Origin of the sequence: Rhizobium sp. BK661 (assembly GCF_024808825.1) — a bacterium.
Classification (GTDB): domain Bacteria; phylum Pseudomonadota; class Alphaproteobacteria; order Rhizobiales; family Rhizobiaceae; genus Rhizobium.
Genome location: NZ_JANTYT010000003.1, coordinates 260,799 through 286,449 on the forward strand (window position 1 = coordinate 260,799; position 25,651 = coordinate 286,449).

Below are 25,651 nucleotides of genomic sequence, written 5' to 3' on the forward strand. Positions count from 1 at the left end.
GGGCGTCATCATGAGCAGCGCAATAATCAAGCCAATGAGGCCGACGGCCGAGGAAGTCTACCAGCAACTTGAACGAATACTCTCGAGCGAAGAGTTCCACTCGCCGGAGCGAGGTCGGAGGTTTCTGGAATTCATCATAAACGAGACCTTGGAGGGACGATCGGAGTTCCTGAAGGCCTTCACGATTGCCAACGAGGTTTTCGGGCGCCAAGTCAACTTCGACGCCCAAAACGATCCCGTTGTCAGGATCGAAGCTGGTCGCGTTCGACGCGCCCTCGAACGCTACTACCTCGTCGCCGGACAGATGGACAGCGTAACGATCACCATACCGAAGGGCGGATACAGGCCGTATTTCGAGTATGCTGATTGCCCGCCAAGCCCGACGTTGCCGACGGCGCCTGTAGGTTCGGCGCCATCTACGGAACAGGACGAGACTGAGCGGTCGCTTCCCCGGGTCGGACGCCCCATCCGTCAACAATTGATGGGCCTGACGCTGGGCGCTGCTTTGCTGGTCGGAGCCACCTCGCTTCATGTCTTCCTCACGCCGACATTTTCGCTGTTCGGCAATGATCCGTCTGGAACATCGCCAATAATACCATCCGAACCGCGAATCATTGTCGAGACGTTCGACGGCGGCGGCCTTTCAAGCACCGCCGCCAATCTCGCGCATGGCCTGCGAGACGAAATCATCGGCAAGCTCGCGAAGTTCGATGACATCGTCGTGATTGCGGATTCGTCAAAGACCGAAGAGCGAAGCCAGACCGCTTATGGCTTAGAGGGCAATGTCCAGCTCGACGGGGACAGGCTGCGGCTCGCCGCTCGGCTGGTACGTCAGTCAGACGGGGTTGTAATCTGGGCCAACAACTACGATGCGGATGTTCGCGTGCAGGGCAAACTCGAGATTCAGGCTTACGCTGCCGAACAGATCGCCAGCGCCGTCGCTGAGCCGTACGGTGCGGTCTTTAGGGCCGACACCGACACAATCGTTCAGCAACCCCAGGCTGGAAGTGCTGATGCCTATGCCTGCAGACTAGCCTACTACAGCTATCGTCGGTCGATGGATGCTCAGAGTCACCAAGCGGCGCGCGATTGCCTCCAGCGAGCGACGGAAATGTTTCCAAAGAGTGCCGCTTCCTGGGCACTGCTGTCTCTGACCTATCTGGATGAAATGCGGTTTCGCTACAAGCTCGGCACGTCGCCCACACCCCAAACATTGGAACTCGCCACTGCCGCCGCGGAGACAGCAGCATCGCTCGCCCCCAACGACGCGCGCGTCCTTCAGGCTCTCATGCTGGTAAGTTTCTTCAGAAACGACATCGACAAGGCGCTGCAGGCGGGCGCAGCCGCCTACGCCGTGAACCCCAACGACACGGAAGTCGCGGGCGAATACGGTCTGCGACTGGCGATGTCCGGGAAATGGGCATCGGGCTGCGAGCTGATTTCGAACGTTGTCAACCGGGGTGTGGGACCGAAGGGATACTATGAAATCGGCATGGCATTGTGCGCCCTCATGAGAAACGACATCCAGGCGGCAGAACTTTGGTCTCGCATGTCCGACCTGGAATACAATCCCATGCATCATCTCGTGCTGCTTTCGATCCTCGGCGCAGCCGGGAAAACAGCCGACGCCAAGCAGGAAGAGAATTGGCTGAGTGCCCACGCACCAGGATTGATGAAGGACATTCGCCGGGAGGTCTCCTTGCGCCTGCAACGGCCGGAGGATCAGGAGAGATTTTTCAGGGGCCTACGAGCCGTGGGTATCGCAGTTGAACCTGCGGGGCAAGGTTGACGGCGGACACGTTTTGGACGCCCTCCGGCAGGGGCCTGCCGTCCCCGCCTTCTGATTACTGCCGCATGGATATCGCATCGGCAACCTTCCGTGCGATCTCATCCTGGATGTCGAGGATGCCGCCTTCGCGAAGAGTGTTGTCATAAGCGCCTGTCCAGACCACGGCCCCGTCGGCTCGATCAACCAACCGAATTTGGACGTGCAGCCGGCCATTCTCTGTCTCTAGGCTACCTTGCAAAAAGAGTTGCCCTTGATCTGCAGCGAGAGAGGCTTCTGTCCCTAACGCCTTAACCGCGATTGAGTTGACCTTGGTCAGCTGCACGATAATTCCGTCGGTCAACCCCTTGGCAATATCCGCGTCGCCATCGCCCCGACCTATGCCGACCAAAGGCTCGACGACGATCTGCGGTCGCAATACATCTCGATCAGGCGAAGTCGCGACGAATATGGGGCGAAGCGAAGCGAACAATCCTTCGATTGGACGGATCAGCGCGAAGACGCCTACTGCAAAAACGACAACCAGCAACCCAATCGGCAGCACCAGTTCGCGATACGCAAGGCGGCGTTTCTCTTGCGCCGCCGAGGGCTCATCATCGGCTCGCATCGAACGGGTTTCCGGTCCGACGTCCAGCTGGCCCGAAATGAAACTCGGTACGTATCCGCCCTTGGGAATGGTAATCTGGATGGGATCACTTTGCCCGGCCACCAGATAGTAACGCTCCAGCGCGCGGCGAATACGCCCGGTCTCGATACGAACCACCGGGTCGTTTTGCGCATCAAAGGAGGCATCACGGCCGAAGACAGCCTGGGCAATGGCATAGGCTCTCAGATTCTCCAGCCGCCCCGCCAAGGCTTCGTCGACGATGTACGCTAGAAACCTTCGGCTGCGATCCGGAACCTGGAACTCTGCGCTCGACAAGATGCGGTCGAGTTGATCCCGGACCCTTGCGGGTTCGGGTGAGAGATTTTGTCCACCCGGCGAACTCATTGCCTCCTCCCGCAAGCAACTGCAAGTACGCTGCATCTAACCAGTTTGGAACGCATGGTATCCGAGCAAGCGGCAACAATCTGGCAACGTCCACTCAGTAGCTCCGCATAGTTGAAGTCGATTCACGGGAGGCCCGCAAGGACCAAGCAGCAACTCCCAGTACAATTCCTGAGATTCACCTCGGCCGGTCAATCGATAATGTGGTAGCCGCCGTCGATGTAGATGGTATCGCCAGTGATCAGGCGCGCGGCGTCATGGGCCAGGAAGGCCGTTGCCATGCCGACATCGTCGATCGAGACGAGGCTGCGCGTTGGGGCCGTTTCCTGGGCCTTGTTCAACAGCTCGTCAAATTCCGGGATACCGGAGGCTGCCCTCGTCGCCAAGGGACCTGGCGAGATGGCATGAACACGAATGCCCTTCGGTCCAAGTTCGGCGGCGACGTAGCGCACGGCGCTTTCCAGCGCCGCCTTGGCGACACCCATGACGTTGTAGTTCTTCACCACCATCTGGCTGCCGTAGTAGGTCATGGTGAACAGCGTGCCGCCGCGTTTCATCAATGGCTCGGCAAGATGAGCCATGCGGATGAACGACCAGCAGGAGATATCCATCGTCTTCAAGAAGCCATCCTGCGGCACATCAACGACGCGTCCCTGCAGCGTATCCTTCGGCGAGAATGCAATCGAATGCACGACGAAATCGAGTTCACCCCATTGCTCCGAGATACGGTCGAAGACGGCCTCGAGCTGTCCCGGCACACCAACATCCAGCGGCATGACGATGGGCGCGTCCAGTGCCTCGGCCAGCGGCACGACATGAGGCTTGGCCTTGTCGTTCAGATAGGTTACCGCCAGTTCCGCACCCAGGGCGCGAAATGCTCGGGCGCAGCCCCAGGCGATCGACTGATCGTTGGCGATACCGACCACCAACCCGCGTTTTCCTTCGAGAAGCTTGGCCTTTACCTCTGGAATCATATCAACCCCTCTCTTTCTAAACGTGTGCGCCGCCTACGCCGCGATCAGCGCAAGCGTGTGCCGCGCGATCATCAGTTCCTCGTCCGTTGGCACGACATAGATGGCGACCTTGCTGTCGTCGCGCGAGACAAGCAGCTCGCCGGCCTCATTCCGCACCGGGTCGAGCAAAGCGCCAAGCCAACCGAGTTTCGTAGCAATCCTTGCGCGCATCATCGGCGAATTTTCACCGACGCCCGCCGTGAACACAAAGGCGTCCACGCCCCCGAGTGCGGCAGCCAGCGCGCCGGCATTGAGGCCGATGCGGTGGACGAAATGGTCAAGCGCGAGCTTTGCGCCCGCCTCGTCGCTGGCAAGCAGGTCACGCACGTCATTGCTGACACCGGAAAGTCCCTTGAGGCCTGACTCCTTGTAGAGAAGGTCCTGCAGTTGCCGCGCCGTCATGCCATGCTGCTGGAGGAGGTAAAGCAACACACCAGGATCGATCTGTCCGCATCGCGTGCCCATCGGCAGGCCATCGAGCGCGGTAAATCCAAGCGTGCTTTCGACGCTCACGCCTTGATGCAAGGCGCACATCGATGCGCCGGATCCTAGATGCGCAACGATAACGCGTCGCTTGCCGATGGAGGGTGCAATTTCCGCCAGCTTTCCGGCGACATATTCATACGACAGCCCGTGAAAACCGTAGCGCCGAACACCCTCCTCGAAATAATGCGCCGGAATAGCATAGTGATCCGTCATCGGGTCGTGGCCTCGATGAAAGGCCGTGTCGAAGCAAGCGACCTGCCGAAGCTCGGGTTGCCGTTCCAAAAGCACGCGGATAGGCGCGAGGTTGTTGGGCTGATGCAACGGTGCCAGCGGCGCATACTGCTCCAGTTCGCGAAGCAACGTCGCGTCGATGCGCACAGGGCCTGAATGGTTCGGACCGCCATGCACAACGCGGTGGCCGACGGCGATCAGTCGCCCCTCCTGCCGCTGCCGTAGCCATTCCCCTACCAGACGCATCGCCGCCGGCAGATCGGGAACATCCTCGCGCGGATAGTTTTCGTTCGCCAACCGCTCGCCGCCGGCGCTCTTGATGGTCAGGTGAGGTGCGCTTCCGATCCCTTCCATCTGACCCTTGATCAGCCGCACCAGCGAACTCGCAACCGAAAACACTTCGAATTTCAGGCTCGACGAACCGGCATTCACGACGAGGATGGTATCCATGGCATCAACTACCCTGTATCGGTGCCGTGCGGCGACGTGCATCGGCAAGCAGGACTGCGACGGCACAGGAGGCAAGACGCGCCCTGACGGAATCCGCGCGGGATGTCAGGATGATCGGCACACGGGCGCCGAGAACAATGCCCGCAGCGTCCGCCCTTGCGAGGAAGGTCAAGTTCTTCGCCAGCATATTGCCTGCCTCGAGATTGGGCACGACCAGGATCTGCGCGCGGCCGGCGACCGGCGACTGGATGCCCTTTATCCTCGCCGCCTCCGGGTCTATCGCGTTGTCGAAAGCAAGCGGTCCGTCGAGAATGCCATCGGTGATTTGCCCGCGCTCGGCCATCTTGCAAAGAGCGGCCGCGTCGATGGTCGAAGGGATTTTCGACGTCACTGTTTCGACAGCCGAAAGGATTGCCACTCGCGGCACTCCGAGGCCGATCTGAGTGAAGAGATCGATCGCGTTCTGAATGATGTCCCGCTTGGCATCGAGATCCGGCGCGATATTGATTGCCGCGTCGGTAATGAACAAGGTCTCCGAGTAGTGCGGAACATCCATGACAAAGACGTGGCTGATCCGGCGTGCCGTCCGTAGCCCGGTGGTGGATGAGGCCACCGCCCGCATGAGCTCATCCGTGTGCAGGCTTCCCTTCATCAGGAGGTCGGCGCCACCTTCCCGGATAATCTCCACCGACTTCGCCGCCGCTGCGTCGCTATGCGGTGTGTCGACCAGTTCGAATGGCGAGATATCGAGGTTGTGTGACTGGGCGACCGCTTGCACCTTCTCTGCTGGCCCGACAAGGATCGGGCGCATCAACCCGACCTCGGCCGCCTCGACCGCTCCACGCAGCGATGTCTCGTCGCAAGGATGGGCGACAACCGTCTGCATCTGCGGCACCTGCTTTGCCTTTGCGACCAGCCGTTCATATTTCTCGTGACGCCCGGCTTCTTCCCCGATGTTGTCCAGATCCGACATCTGCACATGCTCCATGTTGAAGGACGAGTACAAGCTCGACGGTAGTTGGCTCTCGTTCAGTTCGCGCGCCTCACTGCCTTGAGGGGCGTCGGCTTCCGCGGCTCCGATGCGGGTCCGGCAAGCGGCTCGCCGGAGAGGTCGAAGAGCCCGATAACTCTCTGCCAGCGCCGCTCGGCTTCTTCCGAAAGAGGCCCACGCGCGTTCAAGACCCGCTGCAGAGACGACAAGGCTTCGCGGCGAATGTCTTCCTCTGCAGGAAGCAGGCAAGGTATCGCACTAACGGCAGCTTCCTCATCGATCACCAGCATGAGGAATTGATCGCGGATCAACGCCTTGAACTCGGCCAGCGTCATTGCCGGCATTCCGTCCTCGGCGTTGCGCATCCGACGGATCGCAGCAAACCCACGCTCGTCGGCTGCGCCGCTTGCCATGGCGACGTAGAGCAGACTGCGCGCCAGGCCTTCGCGAAGGCCACCATTGCCGATCTGCGCTTTGAGTTCGTCGACTCTTGTCTGGAGGACCTGACGATGAAAGCCGGTCTTGCTCGCACGTCGATGCGGCTTTGTGTCGGACGGATCGATCCCGACGGCTGCCTGCAAAAGCGGAGAGCCATAGACGGAGAGGAACGTCGCTTCGCTTAGCGCCTCCATTCCTTCACGCCATGCCTCCAGCCCCGCAACAATCTGCTGGGAGAATGCCTGCTCCAACGCCAGGAAGGGATTCCCCGCGGCAACCGGACGCCGTTCGTCCTCTACGTCGACGGCAAGGTCCGCAATCGGCGCCATCAATGGATTGACGTCAGAAAACAGTTCGTATTGCAGCCGGAGCGGGTGCGCGCCGCGCAATTGGTTCGCCGTCCATTCGGTCACCATCGCGCGGACCACAGGCTGGAGGAAAGTACGATAGAGCGAGAGGTTGATATCCGACACCTTTGCAACAGTCGCGAAACGGCGATCGTCCTCGGCGTCATTGCAACCAAGCGCACGGATGTCGTCGAGCGTTCTTGTCTCGCAGCGCATGATCCAATCGCCTTCAACGAGATCCCCGCCGATGGTCTCATCGGTCCTTGGCTCGAAGATCGCCTGATAAAGACCGGGCGGCAGCGCATCGATCAGGTCGATATTGCTGGAGAACTCCCCGTGTTCCTTGCGTGCGACGCTCGCCGACACGAAGATGCCAAGATGGCCGACTGTTTCATGGACGGTGTAAACGATCGTCTGCCCGTGCGCCCGGATCTCGTTCACATCGTCATAAAGGTCCAAGATCCAGCCCAGCGCTTGTGCGGGCGGCGTGATGTTGTCCCCCTTCGAGCAGAAGACGACGATCGGGGCGCGAATGTTGCGAAGATCTAGGGCCTCCCCCTTCGATGTCTCGATGCGACCGGCGGCGAGATTGTTGCCGACGAAGAGTTCGTCGACGATGAACTGGATCTCCTCCGCGTTCAGGCTAACATGTCCGCCCCACCACTCCTCGAAGCCGAGATAGCGCGGCGCCTCGGTGTCGATTTTCGAGTAGAGGTTATATTGCTTGGTCCAGAGCGTGTTGGCCGGGTTCTGGTTTTCGAAATTCTGTACCAGCCAGGCGCCGTCAAAGGTTCCGTGGCCGAGGTCGCTCGTGAGCGCGGTGAGCCAGGTACCACCCAACAGCCCGCCGGTGTAGCGCATCGGGTATTTGCCGCGCTCACCCGCCCAATAAGACAGCGGCGCCCCGGCAATGATGATCGAGCCGAACAACTCAGGCCGCATGGCGGCCAGCATCATGACCGCCCACCCTGCCTGACAATTTCCGATCACACAGGGTTTGGCGTCGGCCTGCGGATGCAAAGAGATGACTTTCTCCAGAAACACGGCTTCGGCAAGCGCAATGTCTTCTATCGTCTGCCCCGTGACAGGCTCCGGAAGGAAGCCGATGAAATAGCAGGGATGCCCGGCTCGCAGCGCGACACCGATTTCGCTGTCCGCCTTGAACCCGCCAATGCCCGGCCCGTGTCCGGCCCTCGGATCCACGACCACGAACGGCCGGCGCTTCTCGTCGACCTCGATCCCGCTGGGCGAGATGATCCGAACCAGTGCGTAGTTGACGGGTTTCTCGAGGGAGCGCCCATCGAGGACAATCTCGGGCGTGAAGCTCAGTACGTGCGGAGCCGTCGCTTCGGCATGGGTCCGATACTGATTGCCGCGCTTTCGCATCACATCCCAGAACAGCACGCTACGCTGGGCAGCATCCAAGGCGTAATCGAAGAAGAAGCCGGCAGGACCGAATTGAGCGGCGAAATCGGCTTTCGGAAGATAGGAAGGATACCGCATGCCAAATCTCCTCATTCACGCTCTCAGCGAGAGACCAAAGATCTATGCTTGAATGATATTCTCGATCTGCGTCCGCTCTGTGAAGGAACTGCCCGGCGGCCAGCCACCTGTTTGTTAGCAGTTGCAGCATAACAGCGCCCGACGGCTGCACCTACGTATCTTACGGTAGTATACGCTGTTGGTGAGCAGATATCACCGGAGCGGCGGGCGCCTTCATCCGGAACGAAGTGTCGATCGGCCGCCAGCGCTGTCGGACGCACGTTCGTGACACGTCAATCCTGCTTCTCGCACCCATTCATAATGGGCTTATGAAAAAGGGGTGAAGTGTGCGTAGATTACAGGATTCTACTCTTCCTTGCGGCGTAACTTACTTCCATGTCAGGAGAGTTCGGCCGATTATCCCCGGAACGTAAGCACAACGGCGGCGTCCACGCAATTGGCGAGCGCTGCGTGACGGGGAGGAATGGTCATGCCAGACGCTGGTATTTACGCCAAGTTCGAGGACCTTAGCCCGTTTGAGATCAAGGACGAATTGATCCGCCTGGCGCAGGCCGACAAGGCAGGGCGCGTTTATCTCAACGCCGGGCGAGGCAATCCGAACTGGATCGCAACGCGGGCGCGCGAGGCGTTCTTCCTGCTCGGGCAGTTCGCGCTCACCGAGGCCAAGCGGGTCTCTTATGACGAAGCAGCCGGTCTCGCGGGCATGCCTCCGACGGATGGCTGCTACGGCCGCCTGAAAGCCTGGGTGCAGAAACGCAAGGGCGACCCCGATACTCCCGGCGCCGAGACGCTCGAGGCGGTTGTCGATTTTGCCGTCAAGAAATTCGCCTTCGAGCCGGATAAATTCGTCAATGAATTGACGGATTCAATCATCGGAGACCACTACCCCGTCCCCGACCGTGCGCTTGTCCACAACGAAGCGATCACGCACGAATACCTGATGTGGGCCATGTGCGCCGGCCATCGTCCGAGCGCGAAATTCGACCTATACCCGGTCGAGGGTGGTACCGCGGCCATGTGCTATATCTTCAAGGCCCTGAAAAACGCCCGGCTGCTGAATTCCGGCGACACGATCGCGCTGGTCACGCCGATCTTTACGCCATATCTGGAAATGCCACACCTCGAAGATTACGCGCTGAAGCAAGTTCATGTTTCGGCGGAGGCTGAGGACCGTTTCCAGCTCACCGATGAAGACCTGAAAGCGCTCGAGGACAAGTCGGTCAAGGCGCTGTTCATCGTCAATCCCGGCAATCCGTCGGCTGTTGCGCTTGATCCCGAGTCGATGGGACGTCTGGTGAAATTCGTGAAGACGAAACGCCCGGATCTGATGATCCTGACGGATGACGTCTACGGAACCTTCGTGCCGAACTTCGAGTCGGTGATGGGTCATCTGCCGCACAACACGATCGGCGTCTATTCTTACTCCAAGTATTTCGGCTGCACCGGCTGGCGCCTAGGCGTCGTCGCCGTCGCCCAGGACAACATCTTCGACAAGGCGATCCGCGCGCTGCCGGAATCTGCCCAGAAGCTGATGGACGCCCGCTACAAGGCACTCACTCCGCATCCGCGAGAGATCAAATTCATCGATCGCATCGTCGCTGACAGCCGCGATGTAGCGTTGAACCACACCGCCGGCCTGTCGCTGCCGCAGCAGGTGATGATGTCGCTGTTCGGCCTCGTCGAGATGATGGACGAGGACAAGATCTATCAAAAGGCCTGCATGGCCATCTGCCAACGGCGCTTCGACAAACTGATGAACGGGATGGGGATTGAGTTTCACGCCCGCCCCTATTTCGACCGCTACTACGGCATCATCGACTACGAATTCTGGGCGCGGAAGTATGTCGGCGACGAGGTGACCGACTGGGTCAAGCAGAACGTCCATCCGCTCGACATCGCCTTCAAGCTCGCCGAAGACCACGGCATCGTGGTTCTGAACGGATCGGGCTTCGATGCCCCCAACTGGTCGGTGCGCGTATCGTTCGCCAACCTACCCGACGAGGCTTACGACTCGATCGGGCGCGCAATACGAGCGGTTGCGCGCGGCTATCTACAGGCCTATCGCGCGTCAAAGGGCGAATTGGCGCAGCCCTAGCGGGCGACGAACACTCCGTCGCATAGTTCTACTCAGGAGATCACGCCGTCATGTTCGAATGGTTCGCCGAAACGCTTCGAAAATATCCCGAGATCGCGATCTTCCTATCGCTTGCGATCGGCTACTTCGTCGGAAAGTTCACCTATAAGGGTCTCGGCCTTGGGGCCGTCACCTCGACCTTGCTTGCGGCCGTGGTCATTGGTCAGCTCGGAATTACCGTGTCGCCGAACGTAAAATCGGTATTCTTTCTCATGTTCCTTTTTGCGGTAGGATACGGCGTCGGCCCGCAATTTGTGCGTGGCATCGCAACCGATGGCCTGCCGCAGGCTGCCTTTTCGGTGATCGTCTGCATCTACTGCCTTGCCGTTCCGGTGATCCTTGCGATGTTGGCGGGTTATGATATCGGTTCCGCGGCCGGTCTTTATGCCGGGTCTCAGACGATCTCGGCCTCCATGGGCCTAGCGACGGACGCGATAAACCGCGCCGGCCTACCGCCCGACCAAGTAACTGCGACGCTCAACGCGATGCCCATCGCCTATGCGGTGACCTACATCTTCGGCACGGCGGGATCGGCAGTCATTCTCGCGCTTGTCGGTCCAAGACTTCTTGGAATCGACCTCGTCGCCGCCTGCAAGGACTATGAAACCCGCCACAGCGCCGCGGCAGAACTTGGTGGGGCAGGTTCGGCCTGGCACCGTTTCGAACTGCGCGCATACCGGATCAAGCCCGGTGGGCCCGTGGTTGGCCTGACGGCCGCGAAGGCCGAGGCGCTTATCCCAAACGCACGGGTTTTCGTAGAGCGCATCCGTCGGGACGGCGTGATCCAGGAGGCGACGGCCGATACGGTTCTGCAAGCTGGCGATGTCGTTGCCGTGGTTGGTCCTACCGATGTGCTGGTCAACGTGCTTGGTCACGAAGCGGAGGAAGTCAACGATCCCGAACTGCAGAATGTCCCAGCTGAAGGCGTCGACGTATTCGTTACCAGCAAGGAGATCGATGGCAAGAAGCTCTCCGAGATTGCCAAGTCGCCAGCCGCGCGTGGTGTATTCCTGCGCAAGATTGTGCGCGGAGCTACCGCGGTCGTCATCCCCATCCTGCCCGACACCGTCCTACACCGCGGCGACATCCTGACACTCGTCGGCCGCTCAAAGGACATTGCGGCCGCCACCAAACACATCGGCTATGCCGACCGAGCCACCGACGTCGCCGATGTCGCCTTCATCGGCGCTGCAATCGTATTGGGCGGGCTCGTCGGCGCGTTCGTCCTGAATGTTGCGGGCATACCGCTGACCCTCTCGACCGCCGGCGGCGCATTGATCTCGGGCCTTGTCTTCGGCTGGCTGCGATCGGTGCACCCCACATTCGGTCGGATTCCATCGTCGACCGTGTGGTTCATGAATTCGGTGGGCCTGAACGTCTTCATCGCGGTCGTCGGCCTTACCGCCGGGCCCGGCTTCGTCGCAGGTCTCAAGGAGCTCGGCGTCAGCCTGTTCCTCTGGGGCGTCGTCGCGACCACCATCCCCTTGATCCTCGCGATGTACACCGGGAAATATCTGTTCAAGTTTGACCCGGCCATCCTGTTCGGCGCCTGCGCTGGCGCCCGGACCACGACCGCGGCCCTTGGCATGATTACCGACGCTGCGAAAAGCCAGGTTCCGGCCCTCGGCTATACCGTAACATACGCCATCGGCAACACGCTGCTGACGATCTGGGGCATGGTTGTCGTTATGCTGCTTGGCTAGTTGGCGACCCGCGCGGTATCCGAGCTAGTCGGCATAGCGGACCCATGCGGTGAGCAACTTCTTACGGCCTCAGGCATTTGCAAACGATGGTCGAACCGCGTACCGAACATGACGGGTCGTTCACCGGTGTCCACTGCGCCAGTTCTCCTGAGAAGGTGGATTTCACGAAGTCCCGAATTTCGTCCTGAACCGGACTGATCTCGCGTGGGAGGCTGAAGCAACTCCCAGTTTGACCAGATGTGAAGTCTAGATAGTCGAACGTGGTCCAGCCACCGGCCTTTTGTAGAAGTGTGTCTCCCTTAAACCCCGGCGAATGGGCAGCAATTTCAATCTTCCTCAACCTGGCAGGATCCTCGTTGCAAAACCAAACAGGATCGTCTTGCTGCCAGCTCTCCACCGTGCAACTGGCCCCAGCGTAAACGCCCATAATGGTATTTCCCCACGCATCGGCCTCATTCACATCAATGATTTTAAGAAGATACGGCCAGGTGGTCTCAACGCCAGTATCGAAAACTCGCACCATTTTGAGCGTCCCGTTACGAAACTCACCCTTCAGGTCAATTCCATCGGCGGACAGCTCGTCAACAATGGAGACGAAATCTGGATAGGGAAGCCCATTAATCGAAAGGAGGCTGATGTTCTCCTTTACACCACGAATATGCTCGAAGTTTTTGCTTCTTAGCGCCTTGATGATCCGAACCGTCGAATCAGCACCGCGCCTTTTGACACCCCCGACGGCCACCACGTAAGCGCCTGAGGCGCGACCTGCGAAATAGTCCCATCCCTTCTGGTCCGCGCCGTTCTCCAGCAATAGGTCGACCATACGGTCATCAGCCTGCGCCTGTAGAGCTTCCTTTACAAAACTTCGTTTGAAACGCCCATCGGCAAATCCATTTCCGTCGATATTCCCGCGGCGTAAGATGTTGCGAGCGCTAAGAAAATCGTTCGCCCGTATCGCTGCTATCAAAGCGCGACCATCATCGGTAACGGGATCTGCGAAGGTAACTTTTGGCAATCCGCAGGTAAAAAAGAACAGCACTAGCGTCACTGCGATGAAGGGCGGCCGCCATCGCGTGTACCGTCGGGGAGCGGCAATCATCTGTTTACCTTGGGCCGTCCTCTAAAGGGCGGACCTTCCCCCCGGCGTGCGCTCTGGGGCGCTGCTCATCATTTCTTGGGTAGTTCTTTTGCGATTTTTCTCCGTCGTCCGGAAGAACGCGAAGCCCCGCTTCGTGCGCCGCAATTACGAAAGCTGCCCGAGCTGTCGCTGCGTCAGTGTAAAATTCCATCGCCTCCAGGGACGCCATCAGAGCGCTGTGAAACGACGGACGACTTTTCGGCCATTTGCTGCTTAGGAGCATGGCGGCGAGATCTGCGACTGTATCAGCATGTCGATATCGGCCGTTGCCTTCAATTTCGACGTCCATCGGACTGATAAAGACGGGGATTTCGCCAACCATGCCCCTAACTCCCTTGACTTTTCCGTATTGATAAATGGAGGCCGATTCGCTTTCGTCCAGAGCACTGAGCCCGCACGTCCTTGACTTTTCATTGAATGAGAACAAAATAAGAACATTCCCATGGAGGCTCCTATGACCCATACAGAGCAAGTCATTGCAAATGCCCTGGCAGCCGTAGCCGCGAGTAAGGCTGAGCGCGAACGCGATGCCGAACGCCGCAAGCGCGTATTTGGCAACATCGAGATCGGTCGCCCCCTGCCCGTTCTGAAAGGCCAGCAACTGAGCTTGGATTTACACTGATGCTGCCCGTGGCCAAGGAAGACGTCGATTTCGAAGTGCAGGCAGCCCTCGCCTGGCATGACGACGACGTGAATGCGACGATTGCCACACTGCTCGAGGACATCAGGCACTTGCGGCAGCAACTGTCACTGGCCAAGAGCGCCATGAGCCGGGGCATAACGCGCGGTTGGGCTCCTCAGTTTGAACGCAAATGAGCATGCAAAGTTTGTCAACTGAGATCGACCTACGCCTTGAAAGGATTAGACTACCGACCGGCTAGAGCCTCTCGAAGGTCGTCTCGTCGGAGGCGGTGACCTCGAGGATGAGCGGTCCTTCCGCCTTCAGCCTGACGCGGCCTCTGCTGACGCGGACGAGGCGTACGGGCGCCTGCTTTTCGTCGAGTCGGCGACGCAGCAGCAGAAGCCGGGTTTCAAGATTGTCCTTGATCTCCGGCATCCGGGAACCGACCGCAAGCCGCATTTCTCTGTTCGTGAATTCGGTCCTGCCGTCGCTCAGATGCCAATCGAGCATCAGGCGCAGCAAGGTCCCGGCAACGCCCTTCACTATGTAGGTTCCGTCGACGAACACACTGTCGTCGAAGCGGTGATGGACGACGCGGACTTCCCGCCCGGCGATAACAGACTCGGGCATGCCGACCGCCGGCTTCAATTCGGCCGCCGCCGCTTCCCGCTCGCTGGCCCTGAGGGCGCTGGCCGCCTGTCCAACCAGAATTTCGAGAGCAGCCTCGTCCTCTTCGCGGAAGGCGAGCCGCTCGGTGCTCTCGATGAAGAGTACACCTGTCACCGTTCCTTGGGCGGTCATGGGAATGGCGATCTGGCTCATGGCCGTCGACAATTGCGGGAAAGCGACAGTACGCGTGGCATTTTCGGTCCGTTCTGCCTCCAGACCGATCGCCTCTCCGAACCGGCGCACGCGGCTCATGTCGCTAACCTTGATCGTCTGGCCGCTCGTCGCAGCTGCGCCGATCAATCCCTCGCTGCCGGCGATTTCCGATCCGAGACCCGAGCGCTCGTAGCCTATGCTACCGGTGGTGATGAGGCAGCCACGATGGCTGTCGTGGATGAGCACGAGCGCATGATCGTATCCGAGGACGCGCTGGACGCCGCCGAGCAGACTGTCGATGATCTCATCGGCTTCCGCCTGTCGCTCGATGACCTTGATCGCCTCAGAAAGGGCGGGAAGGCTGACGGGCGCGCGGCCCGTCGCGGGTGAGCCTGTTTCCGCCGGCGATGGAACCTTTTCTATTCCGTGCACTCGGAAAATATCGGCGCTTCTGAGCCGCATGACATCGGACATGCCGACCTGCGCGCTACTCGCCTTGAGCTGGCGGGCGATCCTGTCGAACAGTGTACCGGTATCAACGGAACGAACAAAACCGATGTCGAGCAGGAACTGATCGCCGGTGAAGCCGTCGACCACGATCAGTGTGACCTTGGGATTGGCGCGTACATTCGCCGCCGTCTTGGCGAAGAACTGGTTGGAAAGCGCGACATGCTCTTCATCGACCCGCACCACATGCGAGAGATAGGAGATGTTCGGCATGCCATCGGCCGACGCCGTGGCGATGATGGACGGAATGACGCCCTCGAAGCAGGCGGAAAGATCGGAAAGCCGCAGGTTCATTGAGACCTCGCACCAGTCTGCGTGCCTGCCAACATGCCCGCGAGCGGGCCGGGCGTCTGTATGTAGATTTCACTGATCATGAGCCGAGCGACGCGCGCCTCTCGTGCCGTCAACCATGGAGCGATAAGGCGCCGCGGCACGCCGAGGGATTCCAGCTCGTCGGTCGCTGCCATTATAAAGTGGTCGGCGCGATCGAGGTCGGGTGTTTCCGTCTCCCGCATCTCGGCGGACCCCTTCAGTTGAAAACTGACATAATCCGACGGGCTGACGAAGGTGACAGCGAGCCGCCCGGTCTGCCGGATACAAGCTTCGAGCCGTGGCCACTGCCAAGCGGAAAAGATGACGTCGACTGTCTCGCGGTCTTCCAGGGGATGGAAGCCGACACCGCGTCCCGCCGAAGGACGGCCGGTCTCGTCAGCCGCGGCGATAATGCACATCAGCGGCCGATTGAAAAAATCGAGAAGCCTGTCGTCGAACCTCACTGCCGTCCCCCATTGCGCGCATCCCCGATCTTCTTAGCAAACTTTTAGGATATTCGGCATGGCTTGCACATTCATTTAGGAACGCCGGTTTTCGCGGTGCGCTATAGAAATGCCGTACCGGCTGGACGGCCCGGACAATTGTCATCTGCACGCCATCGGCGGCCTCGTGCGGCCGGGCAAAAGACATTGGCACCGCGCCCCGGTAGTCGGAGCGCGGTTCGGATTTCTGCGTCCTGCCGCAACAGTGAAAGCATCGACGATCGATGCATTCCGAACCTGGAGAGCAAGATGAAAAAGTTTACCTATGCGGCGGTTTCGCCGCCGAGGCATGGGACGCGAGCAATGGCGTTCGGTAAGCATGTGATCCGCATGATGGCGGACAATACTGGCGGTTCCCTCGGCATGTACGAGGCCTATTTGCAGGCCGGCGAAGGCTCGCCACTGCATATACACGAGCGCGAGGACGAGTTCTTTCGCGTCCTTAGCGGGCGCTTCGGCTTCTGGTGCGGCGGCGACTATATCGAACTTGCCGAAGGCGGCTGCATCGCACTGCCGCGCGGCGTGCCGCACCGCTTTCGCAATGTCGGGAAGACGGAGGGCCGCCTCATGGGCGTCGTCACACCGGGCGGGTTCGAAAGCTTCTTTCCGATCGTCGAGCTCTGCAAACCCGAAACGCCCGAGCAGATCGCCTCGGTCGCCAAGGACTTCGGTCTGGCCTTCCCGCCCGAGGACGACCGCGAGGTCGCCTGAACCACCCCAGCACAACACCGGAACTGAACAACGGTCCATTGAAAGGAGATCGAAGGATGACACACGTGCCTTCGAACGAAAACGCTATGCCCCTGACAGCCACGCAGCTCGATGCCTATCTGACCCGGATCGCGGTCGAGCGGCCGTCGCGTCTTGACATCCGAAGCCTATCGCAGCTGCACCGCGCGCATCTCATGAGCTTTACATGGGAGGCGGTCGATGCCTTCATGGGATGGCCCTCAACGATCACCCCGGCTGGGGCCTTCGCCAAGATGGTCGAACGGCGGCGCGGCGGCTGGTGTTACGAAATGAACGGCCTCTTCGGTGCCGCCCTTGCCGCACTTGGCTTCCGCGTGACCCGCCTGTGCGGCGGCGTCGACCGGGAAAGGCTCGGCGACATCGCCATCGGCAACCATCTGACGCTGCGTATCGACCTCGATCGGCCCTATCTTGCCGAAGTCGGCGTGGCGGACGCCATCATCGAGCCGGTGCCACTCGCCTCAGGACCATTCAGCCAGCGCGGCTTCGACTTCTCGATCATGCCAACGGACGACGGCTGGCTCCGCTTCAACAACCATGTGCACGGCATCGCGAAAAGCTTCGATTTCCAGGCCGACCATAGCGACGAGTCCGCAATGGTCGCAACGCATGGCTGGCTGATGCAGGATCCAGGCTCCCCCTTCACAAATGCACTCGCGGTCCTGCGTCACACGGCGGACGGTTATGTCGCACTTCAGAACGACCGTCTGAGCCATGTGACGGCGAACAGCGTCACCGAGCAGCGCATCACGAGCGCCGGACATCTTTCCGACACGTTCGAGACCGTGTTCGATCTCGATATCCCACAACCCGGCCACGTCTGGGAGCGCCTCCAGGCCATCAGCCGCGACAAGGCGGCTTGAGCCGATGCCCCGCATCATCCCACATCCGAGGAAACATCCATGCTTCGCATAACCACATTCGCCCTTGCTCTTGGTTTGAGCACGACGCTCGCCCTTGCCGCCGCCACAGATCCGGCGCCGACCGGGACCTATAAGACCGACCCCTCGCATTCGAGTCTCAGCTGGTCCTTCGACCACTCCGGCCTGTCGCACTACACCGCGCGGTTCACCAAAGTCGATGCGCGACTCGACTGGAAGCCGGAACAGCCGGAAACCTCCACGCTCTCGGTTGCGATCGATCCGCTCTCAGTCCGCACCGACTATCCCTGGCCGGAGAAGGTCGACTTCGACGCAGAAATCGGTACAGGGGAGACCTTCCTGGCAGCCAAGCCGATCACTTTCGTCTCCAGGACGATCCACGTGACCGGCGAGAACACCGGCACGGTCGAAGGCCTCCTCACCTTTCGCGGCGAGACACACCCGGCAACGCTCGACGTCACCTTCAACGGCTCGATGGCCAAGCACCCAAGGATGGGTGTCCCGAAGATCGGCTTCTCGGCAACCGGCAGGATCCGCCGCAGCGAATGGGGACTGGATTTCGCAATCCCCGAACTCGGCGACATCATCACCATCGCCATCGAAACGCAGATGGTGCCTGCTGATCACTCATTCTAGTGAAACGAATGCGATGCAGGTCCGGCCGGATCTGCATCTCTTCACTGGGCGGGCGCGCCTTTCGCCTTTGATGGGATCGCCCAGCACACCCGTTTCCAATTCGAAGATAAGAACCGGAGTTTGGTCGCCGGAAAGCTCAAATATCCGTTTCATCAGGTCATCGAGTGGTTTCGATGGTCGCACGATTTGAAGAAAGGACTTCCCATGAGCAAGGAAGAGGACAACAAGGCCGTCGTGGTTCGCTGGTTCACCGAATTCTGGGGCAAGGAGGTCAATCTTGCTGTTATCGATGACATCGCGGCACCCGACATGCTCCTGCAATATTCCCTGCATGAACCGCGCCGCGGCCGCGAGGACATCAAGGCGTTCATGACCGACTTCCGAGCCGCGTTCCCCGATCTCAACTTCTGGGGCACCGCCGACCTGATCGCCGAGGGCGACTATGTCGTCGGCCAGTGGGAAGGCGGCGGCACGCACACCGGCCCGGCCTTTGATGACTTCCTTCTCGGCGGCTTGCCGGCCGCAACCGGCCGCAAGATGCGCTTCACTGGCAAGACCGTGCTGAAGATCGTCGATGGCATGATCGTCGAAGAAAATGGTCTCGACGATGGTCTGACTGCAATGATGCAGCTCAGTCTGATCGATAAGGCCTGAAACCTGACAGCGCTAGCCCACCTGGCTGCTAATCTTGGTCAGGAGAACCAAGGCTCGCACAGCCCCTGTGCGAGCCTCATCTGCCTTCACCTCCAAGCGAACCAGGCGCTCTGTCGACAACCTGCGCAAGATCCGGGTGGTTTTTGCTTCATGTGAGAGCGAGGATCGGAGTGTGGCCCCTTGCGGATCCAAGGCACGGTCGATCTGGAACGAATTCGGGTAGAAACCATGAACATGAACATCCGCCCCGCGCCAACCCTTCGCACGTCGCACCCTTTCGTAGCGGACGATCCTCGCTGGGCGCGTATCGTCACTCGCGACAAGTCCGCGGACGGTAAGCTCTGGTACTCGGTTTCGACGACCGGCGTCTATTGTCGGCCCTCGTGCCCGTCGCGCACGGCGAACCCGAAGAATGTCACCCTGCACGACACGATCGAAAGCGCCCGCGCGACCGGCTTCCGGGCCTGCCGGCGCTGCAATCCCGACGGTCCTACACTCGAACGCGGGAAGGCCGCGCTCGTCGCGAAGGCCTGCCGGATCATCGAGGACAGCGAGGAAGAGCCCTCGCTGGAGGATCTGGCAGCTGCTGTCGATCGCAGTCCGAGCTATTTCCATCGCATGTTCAAGGCATCGACGGGGCTGACCCCGAAGGCCTATGCAGTTGGCCAGCGCGCCAAAAAAGTGCGTGAAGGCCTCGAGACCGGGACGAGCGTCACCGAAGCGATGTACGACGCCGGCTTTAATTCCAGTGGCCGCTTCTATGAGAAATCGAACGGCATGCTTGGCATGACGCCGACCCAGTATCGTGACGGCGGCACCAACGAGGACATCAAGTTTGCAGTCGGCCAATCCTATCTCGGCGCGATCCTGGTGGCGTCCAGCACGAAGGGCGTGGCTTCGATCCTACTCGGCGACGACCCGGAGGCGCTGGTTCGCGATCTTCAGGATCGTTTCCCGAAGGCGCGCCTGATCGGCATGGACCGCGACTACGAGGCGCTGGTCGCCCAGGTCTGCGGCTTCGTCGAAAATCCCGGCATCGGCCTCGATCTGCCGCTCGACGTTCGCGGCACGGCGTTTCAACGCCGGGTATGGCAAGCTTTGCAGGAGGTTCCGGTCGGCGAGCGCGTGTCCTATTCGGAAATCGCCCGCCGTATCGGCGCGCCGCGCGCCACCCGGGCGGTCGCCGGTGCCTGCGCTGCAAACAGTATCGCGGTCGCCATTCCCTGCCATCGCGTGGTGCGCAACGACGGGGCGATTTCCGGTTATGCCTGGGGCGTTGATCGCAAACGAGCATTACTCGACAGGGAAGCGCCCCAAAGTGCATAAGCTGGAAATCGAATGTATGAAGGCCTTTTCGTGCTGTGACGCCTCCGTAGCCTTCCTCGCCAGCCATGACGAGGACTGGGCCAGATTGATCAAGCTGGTCGGCCCTTGCCGGCACGATGCCAAAGCCGCCCGCGAGCCCTACCAGGCGCTCGTGCGGGCGATCGCTTATCAGCAGCTGACGGACAGGGCCGGCGACGCTATCATCGGCCGTCTCAAGGGGCTATTCGAGGGTCGCGATTTCCCGACCCCGGAAGACCTGATCGCGGCCGAGGTCGACCCGCTGCGAGCCTGCGGCTTTTCCGCCAGCAAGATCGCCACCATCAAGGCGATCGCGAAAGGAACGCTGGACGGCCTGATCCCCACCCGCGACATCGCCGCCACCATGGACGACGAGGCGCTGATCGAGCGCATGACCGTCATCACGGGAATCGACCGCTGGACCGTCGAAATGCTGCTGATGTATTCGCTGGAGCGGATGGATATCCTGCCCGTCGACGATTTCGGTGTCCGCGAGGGCTATGTGTGCTGAAAACGCTGCCCGAGCAGCCGCAGCCGAAGCATTTGCGCGAGATCTCGAAGACGTTGTGGGCGCATCGTACGGTCGCTGCGTGGTATCTGTGGCGCATGCCGCGCGAATGCGGAAACGTGTTGACGTAAATACGGCCCAAGAAGAACGCCATGCCGCTTCAAAACCGCGTTACGCCTTTCGGTGAGATCGTCGCCATTTCGCAGCGAGGCCTGTTTACCGGCAATCGCGGCATCATCCATGATCCCGCAACGAAGACATTGCTGCGGCGGCGCTGGGCGACCCGGGCCTGGCTCATCTGCACCTGCGCGTTCAAGGGGCGCCGCCGCGAAGTGATGGCGGGCCGGAGTTGGACCGAGCTGTTTTTCCTCGATGAGGCTGTAGGGCTCGCCGCCGGCCACCGCCCGTGCTTCTTCTGCCGGCGCGAGGCCGCGGAACGTTTCCGGACCTGCTGGGCAGCAGCAAAGAGCGAGGCGCGGCCGACAGCCGTGCAGATGGATCGCGTGCTGCATGCCGAACGGCTGGAGCGCGGCCACAAACGCCTGCACCCGATCCCCAGCCGGTTAGCCGACCTGCCGGATGGTGCGGTCGTTGCGACCGGAGAGGCTGCTTACACGCTACAGGCCGGTCGCGGCCATCGCTGGACCGAAGCGGGTTACGACAGGCCCGAAATCCTTCACGACGCCGGCTGGCTGCTGACGCCGCCTTCGACGCTGATGGCGCTTCTTGCAGGCTATCGGCCCGTCGTTCACCCTTCCATCCATACGACGCAATAGGCCCTCACATGCCCGATCTGCTTGACATGCTTGCCCCCGCTGATCCCGCGACCGAAATTATGGCCGAGGGTGCCATGTTGCTGCGCGGTGCGGCTCGTCCCTACGAGAAGGATCTCCTCGTCGCGCTCGCAGACATCACCAGCCAGTCGCCGTTTCGGCACATGGTCACGCCGAGCGGCTTTACGATGTCGGTGGCGATGACGAATTGCGGCAGGGCCGGTTGGGTCACGGATCGCACCGGCTATCGCTACGATCGCAACGATCCGGAAACCGGCCATCCCTGGCCTTCCATGCCGGACTGCTTCTTCAACCTAGCAGTCGAGGCCGCGACGCGGGCGGGCTATCCGGACTTCCGTCCCGACGCCTGCCTGATCAACCGCTACGACCCCGGCGCCCGTCTTTCGCTGCATCAGGACAAAGACGAACGGGACTTCGCCAAACCAATCGTATCGGTTTCGCTCGGCCTGGCGGCGACCTTTCAGTTCGGCGGCCTGAAGCGGAGCGATCCCGTGAAGAAATATGCATTGCGGCACGGGGACGTGGCGGTTTGGGGCGGCCCCTCGCGGCTCTTCTATCACGGTGTTCCCGAATTAAAGGATGGCGTCCATGCGATCGTCGGACGCATGCGCATCAATCTCACCTTCCGGGGCGCCTTGTAGCGCTCCATCTTCTTTCAGTTTGACGACAACAATCGGAGCGCCGCGGGAACCGCCTTATGGCCAAGTGGATCGTTAATTGGGGGGATGTGCGATTGTCGGATTTTTGCGATCTGGCCGCGTGAGGGCTAGCATAAGGAAACGGACGCTCATGTTTTCACAGGGCGGATACGGCGCCAGCACGAGCCGGCGCAAACTAGTCGGAACCAACGCCGTCGACATGTTCGTTGCGCGCGCCCAGGGCAATCCGGACAAAGCCCTCGTGATGACATGTATCGGGCAACTCGTAATCGCCGGCCATGCCGAGTTTCAAATGCTCGGCAACGGGGAAGTCGAAGTCCTGTTCACCTCGGGCGAGACCCATCTTCTCGCAGAGACGACAATCCTCAGGCTCGCTTGGTCTATCGATCAATCGGAGCGGCATGCACGCGCGGGCGAAGTGGCTCGAACTCTGGTCATGGGCCGGCCGCGAGCGTCTGGCGCTTCCCTATTTCCCCAGGCGAAACTTCGATTTGAAAGCAAGGATCGGAGTTTGGCGATGCGGCCCCGGCGGTAGGTTGGATCATCCGATCAAAGCAAGGAGTGACGGCAATGAATCTCATCGTCGAAATGAACACGCCGCGGACAAAGCTGCACCTGAAGCCCGCCTCGCCTCCCGCCGATGTCCTATCCTATGCGGTCGCCGCTTGCGACTTCGGCAGGGTGTTGGTCGCACGCAGCGCCAGTGGCGTTTGCGCGATCCTGCTCGGAGACGAAGCCGAAGAGCTGACGGCCGATCTCGCCAACCGTTTCCCGCAATCCACACTCGTTGCAAGTGAGGATGCCGTGAAGGACGACGTCGCAAAAGTCCTGCAATATATAGAAAAGCCTTCCGGCGGGCTCCATCTGAAGCTCGACTTGAGAGGCACCCCGTTCCAGCGCCGCGTCTGGGAAAAGCTGAAGACCATCCCGGTCGGCAGGACGGTCAGCTACAGGGAACTGGCGAGTTGGCTCAGCCCGCTCGCCAGTTCCCGTGCTGTCGGCAACGCCTGCGCCGCCAATCCGATCGCGCTGGCCATTCCCTGCCATCGCGTCGTGCGCGGCACCGGCGCGCTTGCCGGCTATCGCTGGGGCATCGAGCGCAAGCGTGCCCTCATCCAGAAGGAAGCGAAGGCATGAACAAGAACGCGATCGACATGGTACCGGCCTCAACGGTTGCATCCGCGGAAGCACGAATTGTCGCCTACGACTGGACAGCGCTTGCCGACGAACTCGACGGCTTCGGTTGCGCCGTCCTTCCCCGCCTTCTCACGCCCGACGAATGCAACAACATTGCGTCGCTCTATCCCGACGAAAGCCACTTCCGCAGCCATGTCATCATGGCGCGGCACGGCTTCGGGAAGGGTGAGTATCGCTATTTCAAATATCCGCTGCCCGATCTCATCGGCGGCATCCGCACGGCGCTGTATCCCCGCCTTGCCGTTGTCGCCAACGCATGGAACGAGCGAATGGGACTGGAGCAGCGGTTTCCAGACGAACACGCCGCATTCCTGCAGCAATGCCACGACGCCGGGCAGACGCGCCCGACACCGCTTTTGCTGCAGTATGTCCCAGGCGACTTCAACTGCCTTCACCAGGATCTTTACGGTGACCTCGCGTTCCCGATCCAGGTGGCGATCCTGCTCGCAGAGCCGGGCCGTGACTTCACAGGCGGCGAATTTGCACTGACCGAACAACGACCGCGCATGCAGAGCCGCGTCGAGGTCGTACCGCTTCGCCAGGGCGACGCTGTCGCCTTCGCTGTCCACAATCGACCGGTCCAGGGCGCCAAGGGGAATTACCGCGTAAACCTGCGCCATGGTGTCAGCCGTGTGCGCTCCGGCATGCGTCACACCGTTGGGATCATCTTTCACGACGCGCGTTGATCTCACAATTCCGGCGGCGCGCTGCCGCAGCGCCGGAATTGAACTTTGATTGGCTCTGCCAGTGCCAGAGGCCAGCCCGGCGGCGGCCCGTCAACGGCAGCGATCGTTGCGAATGCAAAACGCTGACCTTGACCTTTACATCTGACTTTCTGCGACAGAACTCCTATGAATTGCCTATTGCTGCGCTGCAATAATCGCCATAGGGTAGAGATGCTGAAATGGGAAGGTCCGTATGCCGCCAAGACCACGCAGCAATTCTCGCCCCGCGCGATCCGGCAAAGAGCCAATCGCTATTGATCTCGCCCTGCAGGGTGGTGGAGCGCACGGCGCGTTCACCTGGGGGGTCATTGAGCGGATTATCGACGAGCCCGGACTTATCATTTCAAGCATCAGCGGCACATCCGCCGGGGCGATGAATGCGGTCGTCCTTGCCCACGGCTTTGCAGTGGATGGAGAGACGGGGGCAAAATTGGCGCTGGAGGCGTTCTGGAGCCGCGTCAGCGAGGTTGCGCGCTTCAGCCCGTTTCAACGCACCGCACTTGACGTGTTGACCGGCAACTGGTCGCTCGACAATTCCCCGGCCTATCTTTTCTTCGACGTGATGAGTCGGCTGTTTTCGCCCTATGAGATCAATCCGGGCAATATCAATCCGCTTCGGGATATCCTCGAGGAAAGTGTTGATTTCGAGCTTCTGAAACACTCTCCCATCAAACTGTTCATCAACGCGACCAACGTGCGGACGGGTCTGCCACGGGTCTTTCGCAACGCTGAACTGAACGCCGATGTCGTGCTGGCATCCGCGTGCTTGCCGATGTTGCATCAGGCGATCGAAATAGACGGCGATCCTTATTGGGATGGCGGCTTCTCAGGCAATCCGCTTCTCACGCCGGTGGTTCGCGAGAGTGCGGCGCGTGACCTCGTGCTTGTTCAGGTCAATCCGGTCGAGCGCGCAGGCGTTCCCAAAACCGCGCGTGAAATTCTTAACCGCGTCAACGAAATCTCATTCAACTCCAGCCTGAAGAAGGAACTGCGAGCGATGGCCATACTTCAGCGGATGCTTTCGGAGAGCGGCGTTGCACCGGATGAGATTGCCTGGGCAAAGGAATGGTCGAGTGTCCGGCTCCACCGTATAGCCACGCCGCCGAGCATGGCGGAATTGAACGCGTCATCCAAGATGAATGGCGAATGGGAGTTTCTATCCATGCTCCGGCAAGAAGGGCAGGCAACCGCGCACGAATTTCTAGCACTGCATGGGGCAGATATTGGGACGCGGGCGACCTTCGATATTGAAAGTCTGCTCGATACGGTTCTGCAATAGGCGCTAGGAACCGTCATGGATATCATTGGTCGTCGTCATGACCAATCTTGTGATGTCGTTCGCGACCTTGCCGCGTATCGACGCGAGCTTCCTTGCCGAACCGGGCTGGGGCGCCACCTCGCTTTAGCGGTATGCGGGGTTTCGCATAAGGACGGTTATGTCGATCTCGCTATGGCGGCTATCGCAAGTGCGCTTGTCGCCCTTGTCGCCGTGATCACGATCGGAAATCTCTTCGGATCATTCTGACGGC

General features: G+C 60.4%; 26 protein-coding genes. 16 read left to right on the plus strand and 10 right to left on the minus strand.

Features of this window, described 5'->3' with window-relative positions; genetic code table 11:
• The first annotated feature begins 10 nt into the window (after nucleotides 1-10).
• Nucleotides 11-1,789, plus strand: coding sequence for a hypothetical protein (locus tag FHX16_RS10060; protein ID WP_259127478.1), 1,779 nt, complete (start codon nucleotides 11-13; stop codon nucleotides 1,787-1,789).
• A 55-nt stretch (nucleotides 1,790-1,844) separates the two neighbouring features.
• Here the strand turns inward: FHX16_RS10060 and FHX16_RS10065 are convergent, their stop codons facing one another.
• The 5 genes from FHX16_RS10065 to FHX16_RS10085 form a co-directional block, all read right to left on the minus strand.
• Complete coding sequence (locus tag FHX16_RS10065) at nucleotides 1,845-2,777, minus strand: hypothetical protein (RefSeq protein WP_183861829.1); 933 nt, start codon at nucleotides 2,775-2,777, stop codon at nucleotides 1,845-1,847.
• A gap of 188 nt (nucleotides 2,778-2,965) precedes the next feature.
• On the minus strand, nucleotides 2,966-3,748 hold the full coding sequence (gene fabI / locus FHX16_RS10070) for an enoyl-ACP reductase FabI (protein ID WP_183861831.1): 783 nt from the start codon (nucleotides 3,746-3,748) through the stop codon (nucleotides 2,966-2,968).
• A 33-nt stretch (nucleotides 3,749-3,781) separates the two neighbouring features.
• The gene (locus tag FHX16_RS10075) at nucleotides 3,782-4,954 is read right to left on the minus strand and encodes an acetate/propionate family kinase (protein ID WP_183861833.1); all 1,173 of its coding nucleotides are present in this window, start codon (nucleotides 4,952-4,954) and stop codon (nucleotides 3,782-3,784) included.
• Nucleotides 4,955-4,958: 4 nt separating this feature from the next.
• Nucleotides 4,959-5,927, minus strand: a complete 969-nt coding sequence (locus FHX16_RS10080) for a phosphate acetyltransferase (protein WP_183755433.1) — start codon at nucleotides 5,925-5,927, stop codon at nucleotides 4,959-4,961.
• 56 nt (nucleotides 5,928-5,983) lie between these two features.
• Nucleotides 5,984-8,233, minus strand: coding sequence for a DUF3141 domain-containing protein (locus FHX16_RS10085; protein WP_183861837.1), 2,250 nt, complete (start codon nucleotides 8,231-8,233; stop codon nucleotides 5,984-5,986).
• A 469-nt stretch (nucleotides 8,234-8,702) separates the two neighbouring features.
• On the opposite strand from FHX16_RS10085, the gene FHX16_RS10090 reads away from it, so the two are divergent.
• Together FHX16_RS10090 and aspT are read left to right on the plus strand one after the other, a co-directional pair.
• Nucleotides 8,703-10,328: a bifunctional aspartate transaminase/aspartate 4-decarboxylase gene (locus FHX16_RS10090; protein WP_183861839.1), complete on the plus strand. Its 1,626-nt coding sequence runs from the start codon at nucleotides 8,703-8,705 to the stop codon at nucleotides 10,326-10,328.
• Nucleotides 10,329-10,378: 50 nt separating this feature from the next.
• A complete protein-coding gene (gene aspT, locus FHX16_RS10095; protein ID WP_183755430.1) occupies nucleotides 10,379-12,070 on the plus strand; it encodes an aspartate-alanine antiporter in 1,692 nt (563 codons plus the stop codon).
• 61 nt (nucleotides 12,071-12,131) lie between these two features.
• Here aspT and FHX16_RS10100 read toward each other — a convergent pair whose 3' ends face one another.
• A complete protein-coding gene (locus FHX16_RS10100) occupies nucleotides 12,132-13,169 on the minus strand; it encodes a hypothetical protein (protein ID WP_183861841.1) in 1,038 nt (345 codons plus the stop codon).
• 4 nt (nucleotides 13,170-13,173) lie between these two features.
• Nucleotides 13,174-13,530: a DUF982 domain-containing protein gene (locus FHX16_RS10105; RefSeq protein WP_183861843.1), complete on the minus strand. Its 357-nt coding sequence runs from the start codon at nucleotides 13,528-13,530 to the stop codon at nucleotides 13,174-13,176.
• Nucleotides 13,531-13,662: 132 nt separating this feature from the next.
• Between FHX16_RS10105 and FHX16_RS10110 the strand changes: the two genes are divergently transcribed.
• Complete coding sequence (locus FHX16_RS10110) at nucleotides 13,663-13,830, plus strand: hypothetical protein (protein WP_183861845.1); 168 nt, start codon at nucleotides 13,663-13,665, stop codon at nucleotides 13,828-13,830.
• Complete coding sequence (locus FHX16_RS10115; RefSeq protein WP_016555129.1) at nucleotides 13,830-14,024, plus strand: hypothetical protein; 195 nt, start codon at nucleotides 13,830-13,832, stop codon at nucleotides 14,022-14,024. Before FHX16_RS10110 ends, FHX16_RS10115 begins: the two co-directional genes overlap by 1 nt.
• Before the next feature lie 61 nt (nucleotides 14,025-14,085).
• On the opposite strand, the gene FHX16_RS10120 is transcribed toward FHX16_RS10115, so the two are convergent.
• Together FHX16_RS10120 and FHX16_RS10125 are read right to left on the minus strand one after the other, a co-directional pair.
• Complete coding sequence (locus FHX16_RS10120; RefSeq protein ID WP_183861847.1) at nucleotides 14,086-15,453, minus strand: GAF domain-containing protein; 1,368 nt, start codon at nucleotides 15,451-15,453, stop codon at nucleotides 14,086-14,088.
• A complete protein-coding gene (locus FHX16_RS10125) occupies nucleotides 15,450-15,935 on the minus strand; it encodes a pyridoxamine 5'-phosphate oxidase family protein (protein WP_183861849.1) in 486 nt (161 codons plus the stop codon). The genes FHX16_RS10120 and FHX16_RS10125 overlap by 4 nt, the downstream gene beginning before the upstream one ends.
• 288 nt (nucleotides 15,936-16,223) lie before the next feature.
• Between FHX16_RS10125 and FHX16_RS10130 the strand changes: the two genes are divergently transcribed.
• From FHX16_RS10130 to alkB, 8 genes are all read left to right on the plus strand, one after another.
• Nucleotides 16,224-16,685 (plus strand): cupin domain-containing protein, encoded by a 462-nt coding sequence (locus FHX16_RS10130; protein ID WP_183861851.1) that lies wholly within the window; start codon nucleotides 16,224-16,226, stop codon nucleotides 16,683-16,685.
• A gap of 56 nt (nucleotides 16,686-16,741) precedes the next feature.
• Nucleotides 16,742-17,587 carry an arylamine N-acetyltransferase gene (locus tag FHX16_RS10135; RefSeq protein ID WP_183861853.1) on the plus strand — a complete coding sequence of 282 codons (846 nt, stop codon included), beginning with the start codon at nucleotides 16,742-16,744 and terminating at the stop codon, nucleotides 17,585-17,587.
• Between the two features lie 39 nt (nucleotides 17,588-17,626).
• Nucleotides 17,627-18,241 (plus strand): YceI family protein, encoded by a 615-nt coding sequence (locus FHX16_RS10140; protein ID WP_183861855.1) that lies wholly within the window; start codon nucleotides 17,627-17,629, stop codon nucleotides 18,239-18,241.
• A 204-nt stretch (nucleotides 18,242-18,445) separates the two neighbouring features.
• Nucleotides 18,446-18,895, plus strand: a complete 450-nt coding sequence (locus FHX16_RS10145; protein ID WP_183861858.1) for an ester cyclase — start codon at nucleotides 18,446-18,448, stop codon at nucleotides 18,893-18,895.
• Between the two features lie 228 nt (nucleotides 18,896-19,123).
• On the plus strand, nucleotides 19,124-20,221 hold the full coding sequence (gene ada / locus FHX16_RS10150; RefSeq protein ID WP_246712592.1) for a bifunctional DNA-binding transcriptional regulator/O6-methylguanine-DNA methyltransferase Ada: 1,098 nt from the start codon (nucleotides 19,124-19,126) through the stop codon (nucleotides 20,219-20,221).
• Between the two features lie 16 nt (nucleotides 20,222-20,237).
• Nucleotides 20,238-20,750, plus strand: coding sequence for a DNA-3-methyladenine glycosylase (locus FHX16_RS10155; RefSeq protein WP_210296666.1), 513 nt, complete (start codon nucleotides 20,238-20,240; stop codon nucleotides 20,748-20,750).
• A gap of 149 nt (nucleotides 20,751-20,899) precedes the next feature.
• Nucleotides 20,900-21,523 (plus strand): hypothetical protein, encoded by a 624-nt coding sequence (locus FHX16_RS10160; protein ID WP_183861860.1) that lies wholly within the window; start codon nucleotides 20,900-20,902, stop codon nucleotides 21,521-21,523.
• Between the two features lie 8 nt (nucleotides 21,524-21,531).
• A complete protein-coding gene (gene alkB, locus FHX16_RS10165; protein ID WP_183861862.1) occupies nucleotides 21,532-22,182 on the plus strand; it encodes a DNA oxidative demethylase AlkB in 651 nt (216 codons plus the stop codon).
• 193 nt (nucleotides 22,183-22,375) lie between these two features.
• Here the strand turns inward: alkB and FHX16_RS10170 are convergent, their stop codons facing one another.
• Nucleotides 22,376-22,591 carry a hypothetical protein gene (locus tag FHX16_RS10170; protein ID WP_183861864.1) on the minus strand — a complete coding sequence of 72 codons (216 nt, stop codon included), beginning with the start codon at nucleotides 22,589-22,591 and terminating at the stop codon, nucleotides 22,376-22,378.
• 179 nt (nucleotides 22,592-22,770) lie between these two features.
• On the opposite strand from FHX16_RS10170, the gene FHX16_RS10175 reads away from it, so the two are divergent.
• From FHX16_RS10175 to FHX16_RS10185, 3 genes are all read left to right on the plus strand, one after another.
• On the plus strand, nucleotides 22,771-23,337 hold the full coding sequence (locus FHX16_RS10175) for a methylated-DNA--[protein]-cysteine S-methyltransferase (RefSeq protein ID WP_183861866.1): 567 nt from the start codon (nucleotides 22,771-22,773) through the stop codon (nucleotides 23,335-23,337).
• Complete coding sequence (locus FHX16_RS10180) at nucleotides 23,334-24,083, plus strand: 2OG-Fe(II) oxygenase (protein ID WP_183861868.1); 750 nt, start codon at nucleotides 23,334-23,336, stop codon at nucleotides 24,081-24,083. Before FHX16_RS10175 ends, FHX16_RS10180 begins: the two co-directional genes overlap by 4 nt.
• Before the next feature lie 232 nt (nucleotides 24,084-24,315).
• Nucleotides 24,316-25,401 carry a patatin-like phospholipase family protein gene (locus FHX16_RS10185; protein WP_183861870.1) on the plus strand — a complete coding sequence of 362 codons (1,086 nt, stop codon included), beginning with the start codon at nucleotides 24,316-24,318 and terminating at the stop codon, nucleotides 25,399-25,401.
• The last annotated feature ends 250 nt before the right edge of the window (nucleotides 25,402-25,651 follow it).